At 73.9% G+C, this 18,580-nt stretch carries 14 protein-coding genes; 8 read left to right on the forward strand and 6 right to left on the reverse strand.

Going from position 1 to position 18,580, the window contains the following annotated elements; all coding sequences use genetic code 11:
- Positions 1-28: 28 nt before the first annotated feature.
- On the forward strand, positions 29-1,654 hold the full coding sequence (locus ABFX46_RS06425; RefSeq protein WP_346040400.1) for a glycosyltransferase family 39 protein: 1,626 nt from the start codon (positions 29-31) through the stop codon (positions 1,652-1,654).
- 12 nt (positions 1,655-1,666) lie between these two features.
- Here the strand turns inward: ABFX46_RS06425 and ABFX46_RS06430 are convergent, their stop codons facing one another.
- Both ABFX46_RS06430 and ABFX46_RS06435 read right to left on the reverse strand, forming a co-directional pair.
- Positions 1,667-3,547: a hypothetical protein gene (locus ABFX46_RS06430; protein ID WP_346040401.1), complete on the reverse strand. Its 1,881-nt coding sequence runs from the start codon at positions 3,545-3,547 to the stop codon at positions 1,667-1,669.
- Between the two features lie 75 nt (positions 3,548-3,622).
- Positions 3,623-5,014, reverse strand: a complete 1,392-nt coding sequence (locus ABFX46_RS06435; RefSeq protein WP_346040402.1) for a glycosyltransferase family 2 protein — start codon at positions 5,012-5,014, stop codon at positions 3,623-3,625.
- Between the two features lie 349 nt (positions 5,015-5,363).
- Between ABFX46_RS06435 and ABFX46_RS06440 the strand changes: the two genes are divergently transcribed.
- Positions 5,364-7,202 carry a hypothetical protein gene (locus ABFX46_RS06440; protein WP_346040403.1) on the forward strand — a complete coding sequence of 613 codons (1,839 nt, stop codon included), beginning with the start codon at positions 5,364-5,366 and terminating at the stop codon, positions 7,200-7,202.
- A 9-nt stretch (positions 7,203-7,211) separates the two neighbouring features.
- Here ABFX46_RS06440 and ABFX46_RS06445 read toward each other — a convergent pair whose 3' ends face one another.
- A complete protein-coding gene (locus tag ABFX46_RS06445; protein WP_346040404.1) occupies positions 7,212-7,514 on the reverse strand; it encodes a hypothetical protein in 303 nt (100 codons plus the stop codon).
- A gap of 153 nt (positions 7,515-7,667) precedes the next feature.
- Entirely contained in the window at positions 7,668-8,504 is an 837-nt protein-coding gene (rsmI, locus tag ABFX46_RS06450) for a 16S rRNA (cytidine(1402)-2'-O)-methyltransferase (RefSeq protein WP_346040405.1), read from the reverse strand.
- A gap of 66 nt (positions 8,505-8,570) precedes the next feature.
- On the opposite strand from rsmI, the gene ABFX46_RS06455 reads away from it, so the two are divergent.
- Positions 8,571-10,259: a dolichyl-phosphate-mannose--protein mannosyltransferase gene (locus tag ABFX46_RS06455; protein WP_346040406.1), complete on the forward strand. Its 1,689-nt coding sequence runs from the start codon at positions 8,571-8,573 to the stop codon at positions 10,257-10,259.
- 72 nt (positions 10,260-10,331) lie between these two features.
- Here the strand turns inward: ABFX46_RS06455 and ABFX46_RS06460 are convergent, their stop codons facing one another.
- Entirely contained in the window at positions 10,332-11,546 is a 1,215-nt protein-coding gene (locus ABFX46_RS06460; RefSeq protein WP_346040407.1) for an MFS transporter, read from the reverse strand.
- Positions 11,547-11,612: 66 nt separating this feature from the next.
- On the opposite strand from ABFX46_RS06460, the gene ABFX46_RS06465 reads away from it, so the two are divergent.
- From ABFX46_RS06465 to bla, 3 genes are all read left to right on the forward strand, one after another.
- Positions 11,613-12,638, forward strand: a complete 1,026-nt coding sequence (locus ABFX46_RS06465) for a LacI family DNA-binding transcriptional regulator (RefSeq protein WP_346040408.1) — start codon at positions 11,613-11,615, stop codon at positions 12,636-12,638.
- Positions 12,639-12,645: 7 nt separating this feature from the next.
- A complete protein-coding gene (locus ABFX46_RS06470; protein WP_346040409.1) occupies positions 12,646-13,680 on the forward strand; it encodes a magnesium transporter CorA family protein in 1,035 nt (344 codons plus the stop codon).
- Between the two features lie 108 nt (positions 13,681-13,788).
- Positions 13,789-14,793, forward strand: a complete 1,005-nt coding sequence (gene bla / locus ABFX46_RS06475; RefSeq protein ID WP_346040410.1) for a class A beta-lactamase — start codon at positions 13,789-13,791, stop codon at positions 14,791-14,793.
- A 72-nt stretch (positions 14,794-14,865) separates the two neighbouring features.
- On the opposite strand, the gene ABFX46_RS06480 is transcribed toward bla, so the two are convergent.
- The gene (locus ABFX46_RS06480; protein WP_346040411.1) at positions 14,866-16,515 is read right to left on the reverse strand and encodes a penicillin-binding transpeptidase domain-containing protein; all 1,650 of its coding nucleotides are present in this window, start codon (positions 16,513-16,515) and stop codon (positions 14,866-14,868) included.
- A 113-nt stretch (positions 16,516-16,628) separates the two neighbouring features.
- Between ABFX46_RS06480 and ABFX46_RS06485 the strand changes: the two genes are divergently transcribed.
- Entirely contained in the window at positions 16,629-17,591 is a 963-nt protein-coding gene (locus ABFX46_RS06485) for a LysR family transcriptional regulator (RefSeq protein ID WP_346040412.1), read from the forward strand.
- 41 nt (positions 17,592-17,632) lie between these two features.
- Positions 17,633-18,574 carry a serine hydrolase gene (locus ABFX46_RS06490; protein WP_346040413.1) on the forward strand — a complete coding sequence of 314 codons (942 nt, stop codon included), beginning with the start codon at positions 17,633-17,635 and terminating at the stop codon, positions 18,572-18,574.
- Positions 18,575-18,580: the final 6 nt, after the last annotated feature.

Below are 18,580 nucleotides of genomic sequence, written 5' to 3' on the forward strand. Positions count from 1 at the left end.
TGATCAGCGGAGGCGGGGGAGCCCAGGCATGGCCCAGACCACGTCCGACGAGGCCGTCGGCCGGTCGCCGAACGAGGCCGGACCGGACGCGCCGCCCCGGGGCCGCCGCGCCGCGCGGGTGCTCGGCCGGGTGCGCCGGACGCGCCGGGTGGTGTGGCTGTCCCTGCTGGTCGCGGCGTCCGCGGTGCTCGCCCAGTGGGTGGTCATGGTGCCGCCGCTGTACTTCGACCCGTACTACGTGTGGCTCGCCGCCCGCGACTGGCCGGACATCCCGCTCACCCAGTGGCCGTTCGACGAGGTCCCCCACCAGGTCACCCGGATCGGGCTGGTGCTGCCGGCGCGGCTCGTCCAGGACGTCCTCGGGCCCGGCCAGGCCGCCTACTTCACCGTGGCGGCGCTCGGCGGGATCCTGTTCTTCACCGGGACGTACCTGGTCGTCCGGTCGCTGTTCGGGGACGTGGCGGGCGTCGCGTCCGCGGCGGTCCTGCTGGTCCACCCGTTCTTCACGATGACGAACCCGTTCGGCCACGAGATCACCTGGTCGACCGGGGTGATGCTGCCGGACATGCCGGGCGCCGGGCTGTTCGCGATCGGGATGGCGGGCCTCGTCGTCGCGAGCCGCCGGACCGGGCGGGCGCAGACCCGGCTGCTGCTCGCCGCCGGGGTGTTCCTCGGCGCGTCGTTCCTCGTCCGCGAGTTCCTGGCGTTCCTGTTCCTCGCGATCCCGGCCTACCTGGCGCTGCTGCGGATCCCGTGGCGGCGCAACGTCACGGTCGGCGCGCCGATGCTCGCGATCCTGCTGCTGAACTTCGTCCACAACCAGCTGGTGTGGGGCAGCCCCCTCGCCGGGCTGCTGTCGGCGGCCGAGCACGGCGGCCAGTCCCGCGACTACGTGACCCGGGAGCTCGCCGCCCGCTCGTTCCTGCGCGCCATGCACGACTGGAACCCGCTCGGCCTGGTCTTCACCGCCGCGCTCGCCCTCACGATCGTCGGCTGGGCCGTCACCCGCGACCGGCGCCTCGCGCTGGTGCTGGTGTGGTTCTTCGCCCTCGCCGTCCCGCTGACGCTGTTCTCCGGCGTCCTCGACCCGAACAGCATCTCGCTGCGCGCCTGGCTCCAGCGGTACTGGTTCGCGGTGCTGCCCGCGCTGCTCGCGGGCGGGTTCGGGTCGCTGACCCTGATGTTCCGGATGCTGCCCGCCCGGTGGGTCGCGCGGTGGCGGCTGACGACCGTCGCGGTGCCCGTCCTCGCGGTCGCGCTCGGCGGGTGGTACGCGGTCGCGGCCGTCCAGGCCGTCCCGGACCTGCCGCGCGACAAGGCGTGGAACGAGCTGCGCGGCTACCTCGGCCACCACCGCGACATCACGCTGATCACCGCCGACCGGCGGCTCGCGCAGACCCTCACCTTCTACACCCGCGACATGTGGGGCGACCCGGTGTGGCGCGGCGAGATCCGCGACTGGCCGCACTACATGCCGCAGATCCCGCGCGACGCGATGGAGGGCCCGATGCTCTACACGCGGTGGCGCGGCATGGAGTCGCAGATCGCGGCCGGCTGGCGGCCGTCCCCCGCCGAGGGCTGGACGCTCAGGTGGCGGTCCTCCGACGGCGTCCTGCAGCTGTGGAACCCGCCGCCCCTTCCCCCTGAGGAGTAGCTCCGCCGGGGGTCAGCGGGTCCAGGCGACCCAGTCGCCCTGGATGGTGCGGCGGCTGTCGGCGACGTGCCAGCCGGGCGGGGCGCCCTTCGGCCAGGACGCGGTGGCGGGGACGTCCTTCGGCCACGCCAGCACGACCATGTCGACGTTCTGCGGCGGGGCGGTCCAGCGGGCGTCGAAGACGCTGCCGTCGCTCCACCAGGCCCAGTAGAACTGCGAGAGCCGCAGCGTCCACGGGACGTTCCAGTCGACGGCGATGGACCGCTGCGCGCGCAGGTCGACGCGGTCGCGCAGGTCGGTGTGCGCGGTCTCGGCGCGCACCAGCGGCTGCGCGATCCGGTCGATCGCGGTGGCGCACATGGCGACCGCGACGGCGGCGAGCAGCCCCGCGAGCAGCAGCGGGCCGTGCCGGCGCAGCCGCGCGACCGCCACCGACAGGCCCAGCAGGACGAGGCCGGTCAGCGTCGCGTGCCAGAGGCGGAACGACGTCCAGTCCCAGGTGAGCAGCGACGTCTCGGGGAAGTCGTAGGCCGTGTAGGTGTACTGGCCGAGCAGGTCGCCCGCGTACCACTGGACGACGCACGCCGCCGCGACGGTCAGCGCGGCCGCCGCCGACGCCGCCCGCAGCAGCGTCCGTGCCGGGGCGCGCGTCAGCACGGCGACACCGACGGCGAACAGGACCGGGGTGATGCAGGCGAGGTAGCGGCCGTACACGTAGTTGCCGATGCGGTACTCGACGGGCAGCGCCGCCGAGGTCGCGAACGCGATGCCCGCCACGATCGCGAGGACGGCGAGGCCGAGCGCCCGCGTCCGCCCCGGCGAGCCCGGCAGCATGATCGGCGGCCGGACCACCGCGGCCGCGACCGCGAGCAGGCCCACGGCCGCGATCCCGCCGGTCGCGACGGCCTGGTACCAGACCTGGCCGGTGCCGAGCGAGAGCATCCAGCCCCACCCGTCGTGGGTGGTCAGCCGCCGGACGACGTTCCCGCCGAGATCGTTGTCGCCGTACGGGTACATGTTCGGCAGCAGCGACCGGTTCAGCAGCATCCCGGCGGCCGTCGCCGCGGCGAGGACCAGCGCGGCGGCGGACGCGTTCCGCCACGACCGCCACCGGAACACCGGCGCGGCGAGGATCAGCGCCGCCTGCACGGCCAGCAGGATCGCGCCCCGCGTATGGCAGGTGGCGGCGTAGGCGACGAGCGCCGACGCCCCCGCCCCGCACAGCAGCGCCCGGACGGACACGCGGCGCCCGAGCGGTTTCGCGGGCGCGGTCAGCCACGCGTGGGCGAGCAGCAGCCAGCCGGTGAACAGGACCGGCAGGATCGCGTCCGTCAGCACGAACGCGGAGTAGAACAGCACGCACGGCAGCAGCGCGGTGACGTGCGCGAACACGTACGACCAGCGCCGCCGCACCCGCAGCCTGCGCAGCAGCAGGTAGCCGAGCGGCAGCATCAGCGCGCTGAGCAGCGCGTTGATGACGAGCGCGGCCCGGTAGACGGCGACGGGGCCGTCGCCGAGCCAGACCGCGGGGAGCAGCAGCAGCGGGTAGCCGCCGCGGTAGACCGTCCCGAACGACATGTCGGCGTCGGGGCCGCCGGTGAGGACGCGGGCGGCGAACAGGTATCCGGACTCGTCCGGCGTCGCCACCGGGATCGTCTGCCCCGAGCCGAGCCACAGCCGCAGCGCGACCTGCGCCGCCCAGCCGAGCACGAACAGCCAGGCCCAGCGGCGGCGCCCCGCCCGGGACGGGACGTCGCGCGGCTCGGCGGGGGCGACCGGCGGCCGCGCGGCGGACCGCGCCGCGGCCTGCGCGCCCGCCGGCGGACGGGCGCTCATCGGCGCGCGCCGCGCCGCGCGCGACGGGTCGGTGAACGAAGATCCATTGCTGGACAAGCCTGTCACAGTGGGGACGGGGCGCCCGATCGCGGCCTGGAAACGCTCGGCAACTTCTCAGTATGGGCGCATGCGTCAGCGCCCGGACGCGCCGTCGCCGTCCTCGGCCGGGGCCGCGTCGCCCGGGCGGGCGGACACCTTCTCCTCGGCCCTGCCGGTCTTCCCGGCCTTCCCGGCCTTCCCGCCCTTGCCGCTCTTCTCCGCCGTGCCGCTCTGCTCGGCCTGCCCGGCCTGCCCGGCCTGCCCGGCCTGCCCGGCCTGCTCGGCGGCGCGCCGGGCCCTGTGGGCGGCGGCGTCCACGACGCCCGCGGCCTCCTCCGCCGGGTCGGTGAGCGGCGGGTGCTGGCGGCGGCGGATGCCGAGGATGCTGACGAACAGCGAGGCGAAGATCGCCTGGAAGCTCATGACGAGCGCGGTGGCGGCGGGCACGACCATGCGCAGCGAGTGCCGCGGGTCCAGTTCGCCGAAGTTGTTGACCCGCCAGTGCAGCAGCGACGCGACGAGGCCGCCGAGGCCGGCGAGGGCGAGCAGGCCGCCGATGAGCAGGCCGCGCTCCAGGCTCCACCAGTCGATGATCTTCTGCACCCGCCGGTCGTGCGGGAGGAACCCCTCCTGCATCGCGTAGACCTTCGTGAGCAGCGCGAACAGCACCGCCTGGAAGCCGATCACGAGGGCGGCGGACGCGCCGACCAGGGTGTCGACGTCGAAGGCGATCTCCCCGACGGTGACCGGGCCGGTCGACAGCGCGATCCCGGCGACGAGGCCGAGAGTCATGAAGACCAATCCGGGGATGAGGAACAGCCAGCGGGGACTGTAGAGCATGAGGAAGCGCAGATGACGCCATCCGTCACGCCAGGTGTTGAGGTGCGGGGCCCGGGACCGGCCGTCCGGGGACAGCGTGGTGGGCACCTCGCGGATGTCGTAGCCCTGCAGCGTGGCCTTGACCACCATCTCGCTGGCGAACTCCATGCCGCCGGTCTGCAGGCCGAGCCGCATGATCGCGTCCTTGTCGAAGGCGCGCAGGCCGCAGTGGAAGTCGCCGATCTTGCTGCCGAAGAACAGCCGGCCGACGAAGCTGAGCACCGGGTTGCCGAGGTAGCGGTGCAGCGGCGGCATGGCGCCGTCGGCGATGCCGCCCTTGAACCGGTTGCCCATCACGAGGTCGGCGCCGTCGCGCAACTCGTCCAGGAACGGGCCGAGGGTGGTGAAGTCGTAGGAGTCGTCGGCGTCGCCCATGGCGACGTACGTCCCGCGCGCGGCCCGGATCCCGCCCATGAGGGCGTTGCCGTAGCCCTTGTCGATCACCGGCACGACCCGCGCGCCCGCGTCCCTGGCCAGCTGCTGGCTGCCGTCGGTGCTGCCGTTGTCGGCGATGACCACCTCGCCGTCGATGCCGTTGTCCTCGAAGAAGCCGATGGTCTTGCGGACGCAGGTCTCGACCGTTTCGGCCTCGTTCAGACATGGCATCACTACGGAGAGTTCCACGCGATCTCCTTCGTTACCCCTGGTGACCGTCTGCGGTGTTTTCCACTAATCTCAGTTGTTCCGCGGGGCGGCCCGTCGTCGTTCATGATGCCTGCCGAGGACGGGTCATGATGGCCGCTCTCGTCAAGAGCACCCGTATCGTGTTGCCCACTTGCAACCGAAAAACCCTCTCCGGAACGGTCGCGGGCGGCAGGCTAGGACGTCAAGCATACGGGCACGGCGGCCCGGAAAGGGTGGGACGGCTGTGACGCGCGCCGGAGAACGCAGTGTCGCCGGAACGAGCAGCAGTGCCACCGGACCGGGGGCGGGACACCGAAGGGGAGGTGCGGCAGTGGCGGGGGATTCGCCGCAGGGCACCGCGCTGGACACAGGACCCGGCTCCGCGCCGGACGGCGCCGGACCGGCCGCCGGCGGCGCGTCCGCTGAGGTCGGCGGGCCCGCGGAGGCCGCCGGGCCGGGCGCGGCGGGCACGGCGGGCGGGACGTCCGCGAAGGCCGACACGCCCGGCGGGACGACCACTCCGGCAAATTCCGGCAAAGGTGATGCGGACGGCCCGGAATCCACCACTGCGACCGGCCTGAAGAAGCGCCGCGGGGCCGGCCGGAAGGCCGGCGAAAAGGGCGGCGACGCTCTGGATAATGCGGGAACCGCCGAAGATGCGGCGGTTTCGGGTGGTAAGCGGCGTGCGCGCGGGCTGTGGACGCTGGCGCGCCGGCATCCGGTGTTCAGTGTGATCATTGCCACAGCGGCGCTGCTCCGGCTCATCGCGATGCTCGGCTACCAGCCGGTGATGTTCTTCAACGACAGCTTCGATTACCTGCACGTCGCCACCGACCCCTATCCGCACCCGCTGCGCCCCGACGGCTACGCGTTCCTCCTCTACGTCCTGAAGCCGTTCCACAGCTTCGCGCTCGTCGCCGCGATCCAGCACCTGATGGGGCTGGCCATGGGCGTGATGGTCTACGCGCTGCTGCGGCGCAGGTTCGGGCTGCCGGGCTGGGGCGCGGCGCTCGCCGCCGCGCCGGGCCTGCTGGACGCCTACCAGATCCAGCTGGAGCACCTCGTCCTGTCGGACACGATGTTCACCTTCCTGGTGATGAGCGCGGTCACGCTGCTGCTGTGGCGGGACCGCCCGTCCTGGAAGATCGCCGCGGCGGTCGGGCTGATCGTCGGGATGGCGTGGCTGACCCGCTCGGTCGGCATGCCGGTGCTGCTCGGCGTGCTGGTGTACCTGCTCATCCGGCGGGCCGGCTGGCGGCCGATCGCGATCACGCTCGCGGCGTGCATGCTGCCCGTGGTGGCCTACATGGGCTGGTACAAGGTCGACGGCGGCAAGTTCGCGATCACCGAGAGCAACGGGATCTTCCTGTACGCGCGGGTCTACAAGTTCGCCGACTGCCACCAGATGAAGGACCTGCCCGTCCGCGAGTACCCGCTGTGCACCGAGCCGGCGAACCGGCTGCCCAACTCCCAGGACGGCATCTGGAACCGGCAGTCGCCGCTCAACCGCTACACCGGCACCCGGTTCAGCCCGGAGAACAACGCGCTCGCCAACGACTTCGCCAAGCGCGCGATCATCGCGCAGCCCGGCGACTACCTCCAGGTCGTCGCGCACGACTTCTTCCGGGTCTTCCGGTGGGAGCGGACGGTCTTCCCCGACCCGGCCACGTACTCGCAGTACGAGTTCGAGAGTAAGAGCCGCAAGCTGCCCGACTGGCACATGCCCGGCGGCGGGGTCGCCTCGCAGGAGGCCAAGGCCTACGAGCGGGGCAGCGCCGAGACGCAGGTCGTGGAGCCGTTCGCCGGGGTCGTCCGCGGCTACCAGGACGTCTTCTACCTGCGCGGGACGATGCTCGGCGGCATCCTGCTGCTCGGCCTGGCCGGGCTGGTCCCGCTGTGGCGCCGGTTCGGCGGCGAGGCGCTGCTGCCGTGGACGCTCGCGACCGGGCTGCTGCTCGCGCCCGCCGCGACCGCCGAGTTCGACTACCGGTACGTGCTGCCGGCCGTCCCGCTGGCGGCGCTCGCCGCCGGGATGGCGTTCACGCCCGAGGTCCGCGCAACCGTCGCCGGCTGGACGCGGCGGCTGCGCCGCGGCCCCGGCGCGAAGGACACTCCGGCGCCGGACGCGCCGGAGATCGAGGCCAAGGTCCCCGAGGTCGCGGCGAAGTGAGCCGGCCCGCTACCAGGCGTGCATGCGGCGCAGGTGGAACACCATCGCGACGTCGCTGCCGGTGCGCGCCTTCGGGATCTCCGCCTCCTTGCCCCGCATCGCCGACAGCGCCTTGACGTTCTGGCTCTGGCAGTTCGGGCAGATGCGGTCCATCCACGGCGTCATGCAGGGCTGGCCCCGGTGCTCGTAGACGACGGCCTCGTTGCCGTGGCCGTCTCCGGCGTGCTGGACCTCGAACTCCTCGCTCCAGGTCGTCGCGCAGCTCAGGCACTCGAAGACCCATACTTCGTGGCTCGACCATGCATCCTGCACGGCACTCACCTCCTCGGCGACCGTCTCGCGCGTCCCGCTTCCCCGCGCCCCCAGTTCCATGGTGGCCCCGCCGAGCACATACCGCCCCCGCCACGTGTCACCGATCTGAGTTATTCCCCGAACGAACCGGTTGGACCGCTCCGATGCCGGTGACTATTTCCTGGCTTTGACGACGGCGTCGTAAACCATGCGTTTCGGGGCGCCGTTCTCCTTCGCGACCTCCGCGATCGCCTGCTTGCGGGGCGTCCCCGCCTCCTCCCGGGCGGCGACGGCCGCGGCCAGGTCGGCCGGCTCGGTCAGCCCGGCCCGCTCGGGCGCGCCCCCGACGACCAGGGTGATCTCGCCGAGCACCCCGCCGTCCGCCCACGCGGCCAGCTCGCCGAGCGTCCCCCGCCGGACCTCCTCGTAGGTCTTGGTCAGCTCCCGGCACACCGCGGCCGGGCGGTCCGCGCCGAACGCCTCCGCCATCGCCGCGAGCGTGGCGGCGAGCCGGCGCGGCGACTCGAAGAACACCAGGGTGCGGGGCTCGTCCGCGAGCGCCCCGAACCGGCGGGCCCGCTCCCCCGGCTTGCGCGGCGCGAAGCCCTCGAAGCAGAACCGGTCGGTGGGCAGCCCCGACACCACCAGCGCGGTCGTGACGGCGGACGGCCCCGGCAGCACCGTGACCGGCGCCCCCTCGGCGACGGCCGCGCGCACCAGCCGGTATCCGGGGTCCGACACCCCCGGCATGCCCGCGTCCGTGAGCACCAGCACGTCCCGGCCGGCCGCCAGCTCCGCCACCAGCCCCGCCGTCCGCGCCCGCTCGGTCACGTCGTTGTAGACGACGATCCGCGCGGTCAGCTCCACCCCGAGGTCGGCCGCCAGCCGCCGCAGCCGCCGGGTGTCCTCGGCCGCGATCACCGGCGCGTCCACCAGCGCCTCCCGCAACCGCACCGAAGCGTCCTCGGCCCGCCCGAGCGGCGCCGCCGCCAGCACCAGAGTCCCAGTCACGTTCTCAGTCTCCCAGGGAGAACGGTGGCCGGGGTCTGCGCCGCCGCGCACCCTTACGATGACTGGATGGCGACGACGGATCTGGTTCCCGCCTCGGCGGTCGCGGTACGGCGCCGGGGGACCTCGCTGCGGGAGTGGCTGGCCCCCGCCGTTCCGGGGAGCGCGCTGCTGTCCTGGCTCGGCCCGCTGCTGGTCACCGTGCTCGCCGGGTACCTGCGGTTCGACCGGCTGGGGTCGCCGAAGGCGGTGGTCTTCGACGAGACGTACTACGCCAAGGACGCGCTGGCCCTGCTGACGTTCGGCTGGGAGCACAACACCGTCGAGAACGCCGACAAGCTGCTGATCGCCGACCCGGACGCGCACATCTGGGCGAACGGGCCCGCGTTCGTCGCGCATCCGCCGTTCGGCAAGTGGATGATCGCGATCGGCGAGTGGATGTTCGGCGCGACGCCGTTCGGATGGCGGTTCATACCGGCGCTGGTCGGGACGCTGTCGGTGCTGATCCTGTGCCGGGTCGCCCGCCGGATGACCGGGTCGACGCTGCTCGGCTGCGCCGCCGGGCTGCTGCTCGCGCTGGACGGGCTGGCGTTCGTGACCAGCCGGGCCGCGCTGCTGGACGTCTTCGTGATGTTCTGGATCCTCGCCGGGTTCGCATGCCTGGTGAACGACCGGGACCGGTCCCGGCGCGTCCTCGCGGGGAAGATCGAGCGCGGGGACACCTCGGTCTACGGGCCGTTCCTCGCGCACGGCTGGCGGTGGGCGGCGGGGATCTGCCTCGGCCTCGCCTGCGCCACCAAGTGGACGGGGGTCTTCTACGTCGCCGCGTTCGGGCTGATGGTCGTCCTGTGGGACTACGGCGCCCGGCGCGCGGCCGGGGTGCGGGCGCCGTTCACCGGGACGCTGCTGCTGGAGGCCGTGCCGGCGTTCGTGCAGCTCGTCGTGGTCGGCGTGGTGACCTACCTGGCGACGTGGTGGGGGTGGATCTTCAAGCCGGGCGGTTGGGGGCGCGGCACGGTGTCCGGCAACCCGCTGTGGCGGCCGGTCGAGGCGATGCCGAACCTGTGGGAGTACCACGCGCAGATGCTCGGCTTCCACACCGGGCTGCACGCGAAGCACCCGTACCAGTCGTGGCCGTGGGACTGGCCGATCCTGCGCCGTCCGGTGGCGTTCTTCTACACCGAGCCGAAGGGCGGCTGCGGCGGAGCGGCGCGCTGCTCGCGGGAGATCCTCGGGATCGGCACGCCCGCGCTGTGGTGGGGCGCGCTGGTCGCGCTGGTCGTCGTCGCGTTCCTGTGGCTGATCCTGCGCGACTGGCGGGCGGGCGCGATCCTGCTCGGCTTCGGCGCGGGCTGGCTGACCTGGTTCCCGTCGGCGTTCGCGGACCGGACGATGTTCCTGTTCTACGCGACGCCGCTGATCCCGTTCATGGTGCTGGCGGTCGTGCTGGTGCTCGGGTACCTGATAGGCCCGGCGCCCGCCGGGATGGCGGGCGCGCACGCGGCCCGGTCCGGGGACGATCACGTGCCGGACGCTCCCCCCGGGCCCTACGGCGCGGGGCCGTACGGGGACGCCGGGCCCCCAGCGCCGGTCGCGGTCCAAGGGGCGGGGATGCGGCGGCTGGTCGGTGCCGCCGCCGCGGGCGCGTTCCTGCTGGTGGTGCTGGCGAACTTCGCGTACTTCTACCCGATCCTGTCGGCGCAGACGCTGCCCTACGACGACTGGCACGAGCGAATCTGGTTCCAGTCCTGGGTGTAGAGCCCGCCCGACTTCGTTGATCTGCGGCGTGTTGTTGTTATCGCCGTCTCCATAACAACAACACGCCGCAGATCAACGGAGGGAGGGGGCGGTTTGCGGGTGGAACGTCCGGCTGCCGAGGAGGCAGAGGGTGAGGGCTAGGACGCCGCCGACGCCGGCGCCGGCGAACGCGCCGGGGACGCCCGCCGCGTCCTGCCCGATCCCGGCGACGAACGAGCCGAGCGACCCGCCGGCGCCGACCGCGGCGACGACCCACGCGAACGCCTCGGTGACCGTCCCGGCCGGGGCGAGCCGGTCGACGAGCGCGAAGCTGCACGCCAGCACCGGGGCGAGCGACACCCCGGACACGAAGGCCAGCACCGACATGACGGGCAGGCCGGGCGCGAGGACGAGCGGGACGTACCCGGCGGCGAGCGCGGCCAGCAGCCAGCGCAGCCGGCGGTGCGGCTCACCCGCCCACGGCCGGGCGCCGTAGAGGATCCCTCCGGCGAGGGCGCCGGCCGCCATGCACGCCAGCAGCAGCCCGGACGCGAGGTCGCTGCCCTGCTCCTCGGCGTAGGCGACGACGGCGACGGCGTAGACGCCGAGCGCGATCCCGGCGCAGGCGAGCGACAGCAGCAGCACCCGCAGGCCCGGGGAGCGCAGCGGCCCGGCCCAGTCGGCGGCGCGCGGCTCGCTCCGCCACCGGCGGGACGGCCCGGAGGCCGCGACGACGAGCGTCCCGGCGATGCCGAGCGCGCCGGTGAGCAGCAGCGCGGCCTCGGTGTTCACGGCCGCCGCGGCGACGACGAGCAGCGGCCCGGCGGTGAAGAGGATCTCCTGGGCGGCGGCGTCGAGCGCGTAGGCGGCGTCGACCTGCTCCTGGCCGTCCAGGACGTCGGGCCAGAGCGCGCGCAGCCCGGCCTCCAGCGGCGGGGTCGCGAATCCGGCGAGGACCACGGCGGCGACGGCCACCGGCAGCGGGTGTGCGCCGACGGCGGCGAGCAGCGCGAAGCCCGCGGCGGAGGCGCAGGCGGCGGGCAGCAGGACCGGCGGCTGGCCGTAGCGGTCCATGACGCGGCCGAGGACGGGCTGCCCGGCGGCGGTCGCGAGGCCGAGGATCGCGGCGAGCGTCCCGGCGAGCGGGTAGCCGCCGTCGCCGGCGCGGACGTGCAGCACGACGGCGAGCATGCCCATGCCGTTGGGCAGCCGGCCGAGCAGCGTGCCGCCGAGCAGCCGCGCCGCGTGCGGCCTCCGCAGGAAGACGACGTAGCCGCGCATCCGATGGCCCCCGAAGATCCCCGTCATACGTAGTACTCGACCCGTCATACGTACCACTCCCGGGGCCTTCCGCTCTAGTCTGTTTTCGTCACAATGTCCGCCAGGGAGGTGCCGGTGCCGGCGATCGGCCGTCCCACCAGCAAGGACGTGGCCCAGGAGGCGGGGGTCTCGCAGTCCACGGTCTCCCTCGTGCTGGGCGGCAAGTGGAGCGGGCGCGTCTCCCCCACGACGGCGCGCAGCGTGCGGGACGCGGCCGAGCGGCTCGGCTACCGGCCCAACCAGGCGGCCCGCAACCTGCGGCTCGGCACCACCCGGACCGTCCTGCTGATGGTCCCGACGCTGACCGCGCCGTTCTTCGGCCCCGTCTACACGGGCGCGGCGCGGGTCGCGGCGCGGCACGGCTTCGGCGTCGTCGTGTCCACCTGGCCGGACGACGCGGAGGGGCCCGCCGACAGCCCGTTCGGGTCGGACGAGGCCATCGACGGCATCCTCGCGTCCTCGCTGGCCCCGGACGCGCTCGCCCGGTTCCGCGGCACGCCCGCCGTGATGCTCGACAGCGGCCCGGACGGCGCCGTCCCGACCGTCGACTTCGGCGTCGCCGACGGCATGCGGGCGATCGCCCGGCACCTCGCCGGCCTCGGCCACCGCCGGTTCGGGCACGTGGCCGCCGCCGTCGACCAGTGGACGTTCCGCGCCCGCGCCGCGGCCCTCGCCGCCGCCGTCGCGGCCCTGCCCGGCGGCGTCCTGGCCCGCGACTCCTGCGCGATCGACGTCGCGTCCGCGAAGGACGCCGCGGTGCGGCTGCTGTCGGCGCCGCACCCGCCGACCGTCCTGGTGTGCGACGACGACCTGATCGCGGCGGGCGCCTACAAGGCGGCGCGGGCGCTCGCCCTCGACGTCCCGTCCGAGCTGTCGGTCACCGGGTTCGACGACGTGCTGCTCGCCACCGCGCTGGAGCCGGAGCTGACGACGGTCCGGCTGCCCGCCGAGGAGCTGGGCGCGCAGGGCATGGCGGCGCTGCTGGACCTGCTCGCCGGCGGCCGGCCCGCCCCGCGCGTCCTGCCGGGAGAGCTCATCGTGCGCGACTCCACGGCCCCGCCCCGGATCAGGCGGGTATAAGGGTCGCATGGGATCCCATCCGTCCGAGTGCGACATCGACGAGCATCCGGAGAATCGCCTCGGCACGGCGCCGCCCCGGACGCGCGCCTGGCGCAACGGGAAGGTCGTGGCTGAGGGGTTCCCCGTGCCCGAGATCAGCGACTACCTGGAGCGTCCGGACACCGTCGTCTGGCTCGACCTGACCCGTCCGCGCCACGAGGACCTGCGCGTCGTCGGCGACGAGCTCGGCCTCGACCCCGTCGCCGTGGAGGACGCGGTGTCCCGCCACGAGCGGGCCAAGCTCGACCGCTACCACGGGTACGCGTTCCTCAACGTCTACGTCCCGCACGTGAACGGCGGCGAGCTGGCGCTGCACGAGCTGTCGGCGTTCATCGCCGAGCGCGCCCTCGTCACCGTCCGGCAGGACAGCGGCATCGACATCGACGCCCTCATCGGACGCTGGGACCAGAGCCCGGACACCGGCCTCACCGAGCCGACCGCCGCGTTCCTGCTCTACGGGATGCTGGACCTCGTCATCGACCTGCAGCTCGCGGCCGTGCAGGCGCTCGACGACGAGGCCGACGCGGTCGAGGACCTGGTGTTCGGCGACGCGTTCCCGGTGAAGGAGATCCAGCGGCGCAGCTACCGGCTGCGCAAGAACCTCGCCAAGATGCGCCGGATCGCGCTGCCGATGCGGGAGGTGCTCAACACTCTGCTGCGCCGCGACCTGCGGCTCGTCCCGGCGCCGCTGGTCCCCTACTTCCAGGACGTCTACGACCACACGCTGCGCGTCGGCGAGTGGACGGACGCGCTGCGCGACCTCGTCGCCGACCTGCTCGACACGCGGCTGGCGCTGCAGAGCAACCGGATGAACGAGGTGATGAAGAAGGTCACGAGCTGGGCGGCGATCATCGCGGTGCCGACCGCCGTCACCGGTTTCTACGGGATGAACGTGCCCTATCCCGGCTTCTCCCGGCACGACGGCTTCATCGCCGCCGCGGTCATCATCGTGCTGTGCAGCACCACGCTCTATGTGATCTTCAAGGTCCGCGACTGGCTGTGACGCGGCGCGCAGGCGCAGGTCGCGGGGCTCTCATACGGGAATGGATATCGTGCGGAAACCAATATCAATATTGGACATCGCCGCCGCGGCTCTGGTCTGCTCACCGGCATGACGAAACACGCTCCCGCCGTCCGGACGCTCGCCGTCGCCCTGGCCGTCTCCGCCGCCGCCGTCTCCGCCGCGGCCGGGTGCGGTGCGGGCCCCTCCCCGGAGGCCGCGACCGCCGCGCCGCAGAGCAACACGTCCCGGCTCGCGGCGTCCCAGAGCGCGGCACCGCAGAACGCGGCACCGCAGAACGCGGCGGCGCAGGCCGATGTGACGAAGCGGCTGACCCGCCTCGAACGCACCCGCCACGCGCGCATCGGCGCCTTCGCGATCGACACCGGCACCGGCCGCGCCGTCTCCCACCGGGCGGACGAGACCTTCCCGTTCGCGTCCACGTTCAAGGCGATGGCGTGCGGCGCGGTCCTGCGGAAGGCGCGGCAGAGCGCCCCCGGGCTGCTCGACAAGGTGATCCGCTACACCGAGGCCGACCTCGTCGACTACTCCCCCGTGACCGAGAAGCACGTCGGCACCGGCATGACCGTCGCGGACCTGTGCCATGCCGCGATCACCCAGAGCGACAACACCGCGGGCAACCTCGTGCTGAGGCAGATCGGCGGGCCCGCCGGGCTCACCGCCTTCCTCCGCTCCCTCGGCGACCGGGTCAGCCGCAGCGACCGCTGGGAGACCGCCCTCAACGAGTGGAGGCCGGGCGAGGTGCGCGACACGACCGCGCCGCGCCCCTGGGCGAACGACCTGCGCGCCCTCACCACCGGCACCGCGCTCGTCCCCGCCGACCGGCAGCGGCTCGTCGGCTGGCTGAAGGCCACCGTGACCGGTGACAAGCGCATCCGCGCCGGGCTGCCGAAGAGCTGGACGGTCGGCGACAAGACCGGCACCGGCGGCACCTACGGCACCGCCAACGACATCGCGGTCGCCTACCCGAAGACCGGCGCGCCGCTCATCATCGTGATCACGACGAACAAGCGGACCCCGGACGCCGAGGTCGACGAGACGGCCATCGCCCGCACCGCCGGCATCCTCGCCCGCGCCCTCCGCCCCGCCGGCTGACGCCCCGGCCCCTGCCGCAAACGTCACGGCCGCCGTCCTCCCCCGGACGGCGGCCGTGACGCCATAGCCCTGTCAGAGGCCCTTGAGGAACTTCGCGGCGATGGGCGCGGCTGCCTCGGCGCCGGTGCCGCCGCCTTCGACGATCACGGCGAAGGCGACGTCCTTGCGGTAGCCGATGAACCAGGCGTGGGTGGGCGGGTTCTCACCCGAGCCGAACTCGGCGGTGCCGGTCTTGCCCGCGGTTCCGGCCGGGAAGCCGACACCGGACGCGGTGCCCTCGCTCACCACGGCGGGCATCAGCGAGTGCAGGGCCTTCTCGACGGCGGGCTCCAGCTTCTTCGGCGCCTCCGGCTTGCGGCCCTTGGCGTCGGCTGCCTGCGCGGCCACGGCGGCGTCGACGAGGCGGGGTGACCGCCAGGTCCCGTCGGCCGCCGCGGCGGCGACGCTCGCCATGTTGAGCGGGCTGGTCAGCACCTTGCCCTGGCCGAAGGACGCGGACGCGAACGCCGTGTCGTCCTTGTTGGCGGGGAACGCGGCCCGGACGGCGGGGAGCCCGGCGATGATCGGCGCGTTGAACCCGAACTGCGCCGCGACCTGCGCGAGCCGCGCCTCGCCGAGCTTGTCCACGGCGAGGCGCGCGAACGTGGTGTTGCAGGAGTGCGCGAACGCCTCGCGGAACGGGATCGTCCCGAAGTCCTCGTGCTGGTAGTTGTGGAACGACCGGCCGTTGACCGTGGTGGTCGCGGGGCAGCCGACCTTGGTGGCCGGCGACACGCCGTCCGCGACGAGGGCGGCGGCGGTGACGACCTTGAACGTGGAGCCGGGCGGGTACTGGCCCATCAGCGCCCGGTTGTAGCCGCCGGGCTTGTTCGCGACCGCGAGGATCTCCCCGGTGGACGGGCGCAGCGCCACCATCGACGCCGGCTTCTTCACGCTCGCGAGCGCGTTGCCCGCGGCGGCCTGCACCTTCGGGTCGATCGTCGTCCTCAGCGGCTCGCCGTCCGTGCCGCCGAACCGCTTGAGCGTCTTCACCGCGTTGTCCTCGGCGTCCACGATCTGGACGGTGAGGGCGGGCGTGCCGGCGAGGCGGCGCTCGTACTGCCGCTGCAGGCCGTCCGCGCCGATCGGGTCGCCCTTGCGGTACGGGGCGCCGAGCCGCTTCGCGTCCTCCTCGGACGCCGCGCCGACCGGCCCGGCGAGCTGCCGCGCCGAGCCGGACTCCGAGCCGCTCAGGTCGCTGCCGTCCGCCGCCAGGACGGACGCGCGGTCGGACCAGGCGCGGGCGGCGCGGAGCCGCTGCCCCTCCTCCAGCGCCGGGTGCACCACCTGCGGCGACCAGCGGACGAGCCACTCGCCGTCCTGCTTCACGAGCGGGAGCTGCCCCTCGTACGTCCACTTCCGGTCACCGGCGAGCGTCAGCTCCGCCGTGTAGGAGCCGCCGGCCTTGTCGCCGTCCGGATCCCCCACCGAGGCGACCGTGTAGCGCTGGGCGGTGACGCCCAGTTCCTCGCGCATCTTGGTGAACCGCTGGTCGAAGTCGGCGGGCGGACGGTCGGTGAGCAGCTTCATCGCGGCGAGGTCGCCGCCGCTCCAGGCCGCGAGGTAGCGTTCCGCGGTGTCCCGCGGGTCCTTTCCGTCGCGCAGGAACCACACCGCTCCCGCCCCCACGATCAGCACCGCCACCGCGATCGCGGCGACGGTCAGCACCCGGGATCGGCGCATCGTCGAACTCCCTTCCCCCTGTCATGGAGGCACAAGAACATCAGGCACTGCCTGGAAAGTCCAAGATTGATATTGATGTCGCAGGTATATCCGAATCGGTATCATGCCTGGTCGTGAACCTCGTGGGGCATCTGCGGTGCTTCGTGGTGGTGGCCGAGGAACTCCACTTCGGCCACGCGGCGGAGCGGCTCGGCATGGCCCAGCCGCCGCTGAGCCAGCGGATCCAGCGGCTGGAGCGGGAGCTCGGCGTGCGGCTGTTCGACCGGTCCAGCCGGAAGGTGGAGCTGACCGCGCCCGGGAGGCTGCTGCTGGACGAGGCCCGTGACATCCTCGCCCGCGTGGAACGCGTCTACTCCCTCGCCGAGCGGGCCCGGCTCGGCGCGGACGGCACGCTGCGCGCGGGCCTGCCGAGCGGCCTCGGCGGACGGGTCGTCGCCGCGCTGATCGCCGCGTTCCGCGAGCGCCGCCCCGACCTGCGGCTGGACCTGCGCGAGACCGGCACGGCCGAGCAGGTCCGGGCGCTCGCCGAGGGCACGCTGGACGCCGGGGTGGTGCGGCACCCGTGCGACTCCCGCGGGCTGGAGCTCGGCCCGATGCTCGGCCGGCGGCTCGGCGTGCTGCTGCCCGCCGGCGCGGACCTCGCCGCGTCCCCCGAGGTGCATCTCGCCGACCTCGCGGGCCGCGACCTCGTCACGACCCCGCGCGAGGAGGCGCCCGGGGCCCACGACGACCTCCTCGCCTCCTGCCGCCGCCACGGGTACGCGCCCGCCGCCGTCCACGAGGCGCGGCACCCGGAGTTCGCGCTCGGGCTCGTCCTCGCGGGGACGGCGGTGGCGCTCGTCCCGCGCGGAGAGGACGTGCCCGGCACGACATGGCGGCCGCTGGTCGGCGAGCCGCTCGCCTGGCGGACGTCGTGCGCGTGGCGGCGGACCCGCGACCCCGGCCACGCCCGCGCCATCGCCGACTTCACCGCCGCCGCGACCGCGGTGCTGCGCCGCGAGGCGGGCATGGAGCCGCTGGACACCGCCCCCGCGCGCCGCGTCGTCCCGCGCCCGTCCTCGGGATTCCTGGCATGAGCGAAGCAGAGCGCGGGGCCGGCCCCTCACGGGAAACGGGCATGAGCGCCACGAAGCGGGACGCCGCCCTTCCGCAGGACGCGGGCGGGAGCGGCGCGGAGCGGGAGGTCGTCGGGCGGATCGAGGCGGAGTTCCGGGCGGCCGGGGTGACGGGGTTCCTGCACGTCGCCGACATGGACACGGGGCGGGAGGTCGCCGTCCGCGCGGGCGAGCCGGTCGTGCTCGCGTCGGTGTTCAAGGTGCCGCTGCTGGTCGCCTTCCACCGGCGGGCCGCCGCCGGGCTGCTCGACCCGGCCGAGCAGGTCACGCTGGCGCCGGGCGACCGCACCGCCGGGCCGACCGGGGTGTCCGCGCTGCTGGACGAGGTGCGCATGTCCCTTCGCGACCTCACCTGCCTGATGATCACGGTGAGCGACAACGCCGCCGCCGACGCCGTCCTCGACCGGGTCGGCCGGGACGCGGTGAACGCGGCCGCCGCCGACCTCGGGCTGCGCGGGACGGTCGTCGAGGTCAACGGCCGCGAGCTGCACGAATCCCTGCTCGCGGACGCCGGCGCCGCCACCTTCGCGGACGTGTGGGCGCGGCTGGACGAGCCCGGCGTCCTCGGCCGGCTGCGCGCCCTCGACCCCGCCCGCACCAGCCGCAGCACGCCGCGCGACATGACCCGGCTGCTGTCGATGATCTGGCGGGACGAGGCCGCCCCGCCGGACCACTGCGCGGCGATGCGGCGGCTGCTCGGCCTGCAGGTGTGGCCGCACCGGCTGTCGTCCGGCTTCCCCTACGACGACGTCGTCGTCAGCGGCAAGACCGGCACACTGCCGACCGTCCGCAACGAGGTCGGCGCGGTCGAGTACCCCGACGGCGCCCGCTACGCCGTGGCGGTGTTCACCCGGTCGACGCTGCCCATCGCCGTCCTGCCGCGGGCCGACGCCGTGATCGGCACGGCGGCGCGGCTGGCCGTGGAGTCGCTGCGCCGCGCGTGAGCATCG

This window comes from Actinomadura chokoriensis (genome assembly GCF_039529475.1).
GTDB classification, from domain to species: domain Bacteria; phylum Actinomycetota; class Actinomycetes; order Streptosporangiales; family Streptosporangiaceae; genus Spirillospora; species Spirillospora bangladeshensis.

Coding starts and splice junctions, on each gene's coding strand:
- ABFX46_RS06490 (WP_346040413.1), top strand. CDS start 17,633: ATGAGCGCCACGAAGCGGGACGCCGCCCTTCCGCAGGACGCGGGCGGG.
- ABFX46_RS06425 (WP_346040400.1), top strand. CDS start 29: ATGGCCCAGACCACGTCCGACGAGGCCGTCGGCCGGTCGCCGAACGAG.
- ABFX46_RS06465 (WP_346040408.1), top strand. CDS start 11,613: ATGTCCGCCAGGGAGGTGCCGGTGCCGGCGATCGGCCGTCCCACCAGC.
- ABFX46_RS06460 (WP_346040407.1), bottom strand. CDS start 11,546: ATGACGGGGATCTTCGGGGGCCATCGGATGCGCGGCTACGTCGTCTTC.
- bla (WP_346040410.1), top strand. CDS start 13,789: ATGACGAAACACGCTCCCGCCGTCCGGACGCTCGCCGTCGCCCTGGCC.
- ABFX46_RS06435 (WP_346040402.1), bottom strand. CDS start 5,014: ATGCCATGTCTGAACGAGGCCGAAACGGTCGAGACCTGCGTCCGCAAG.
- ABFX46_RS06470 (WP_346040409.1), top strand. CDS start 12,646: ATGGGATCCCATCCGTCCGAGTGCGACATCGACGAGCATCCGGAGAAT.
- ABFX46_RS06480 (WP_346040411.1), bottom strand. CDS start 16,515: ATGCGCCGATCCCGGGTGCTGACCGTCGCCGCGATCGCGGTGGCGGTG.
- ABFX46_RS06455 (WP_346040406.1), top strand. CDS start 8,571: ATGGCGACGACGGATCTGGTTCCCGCCTCGGCGGTCGCGGTACGGCGC.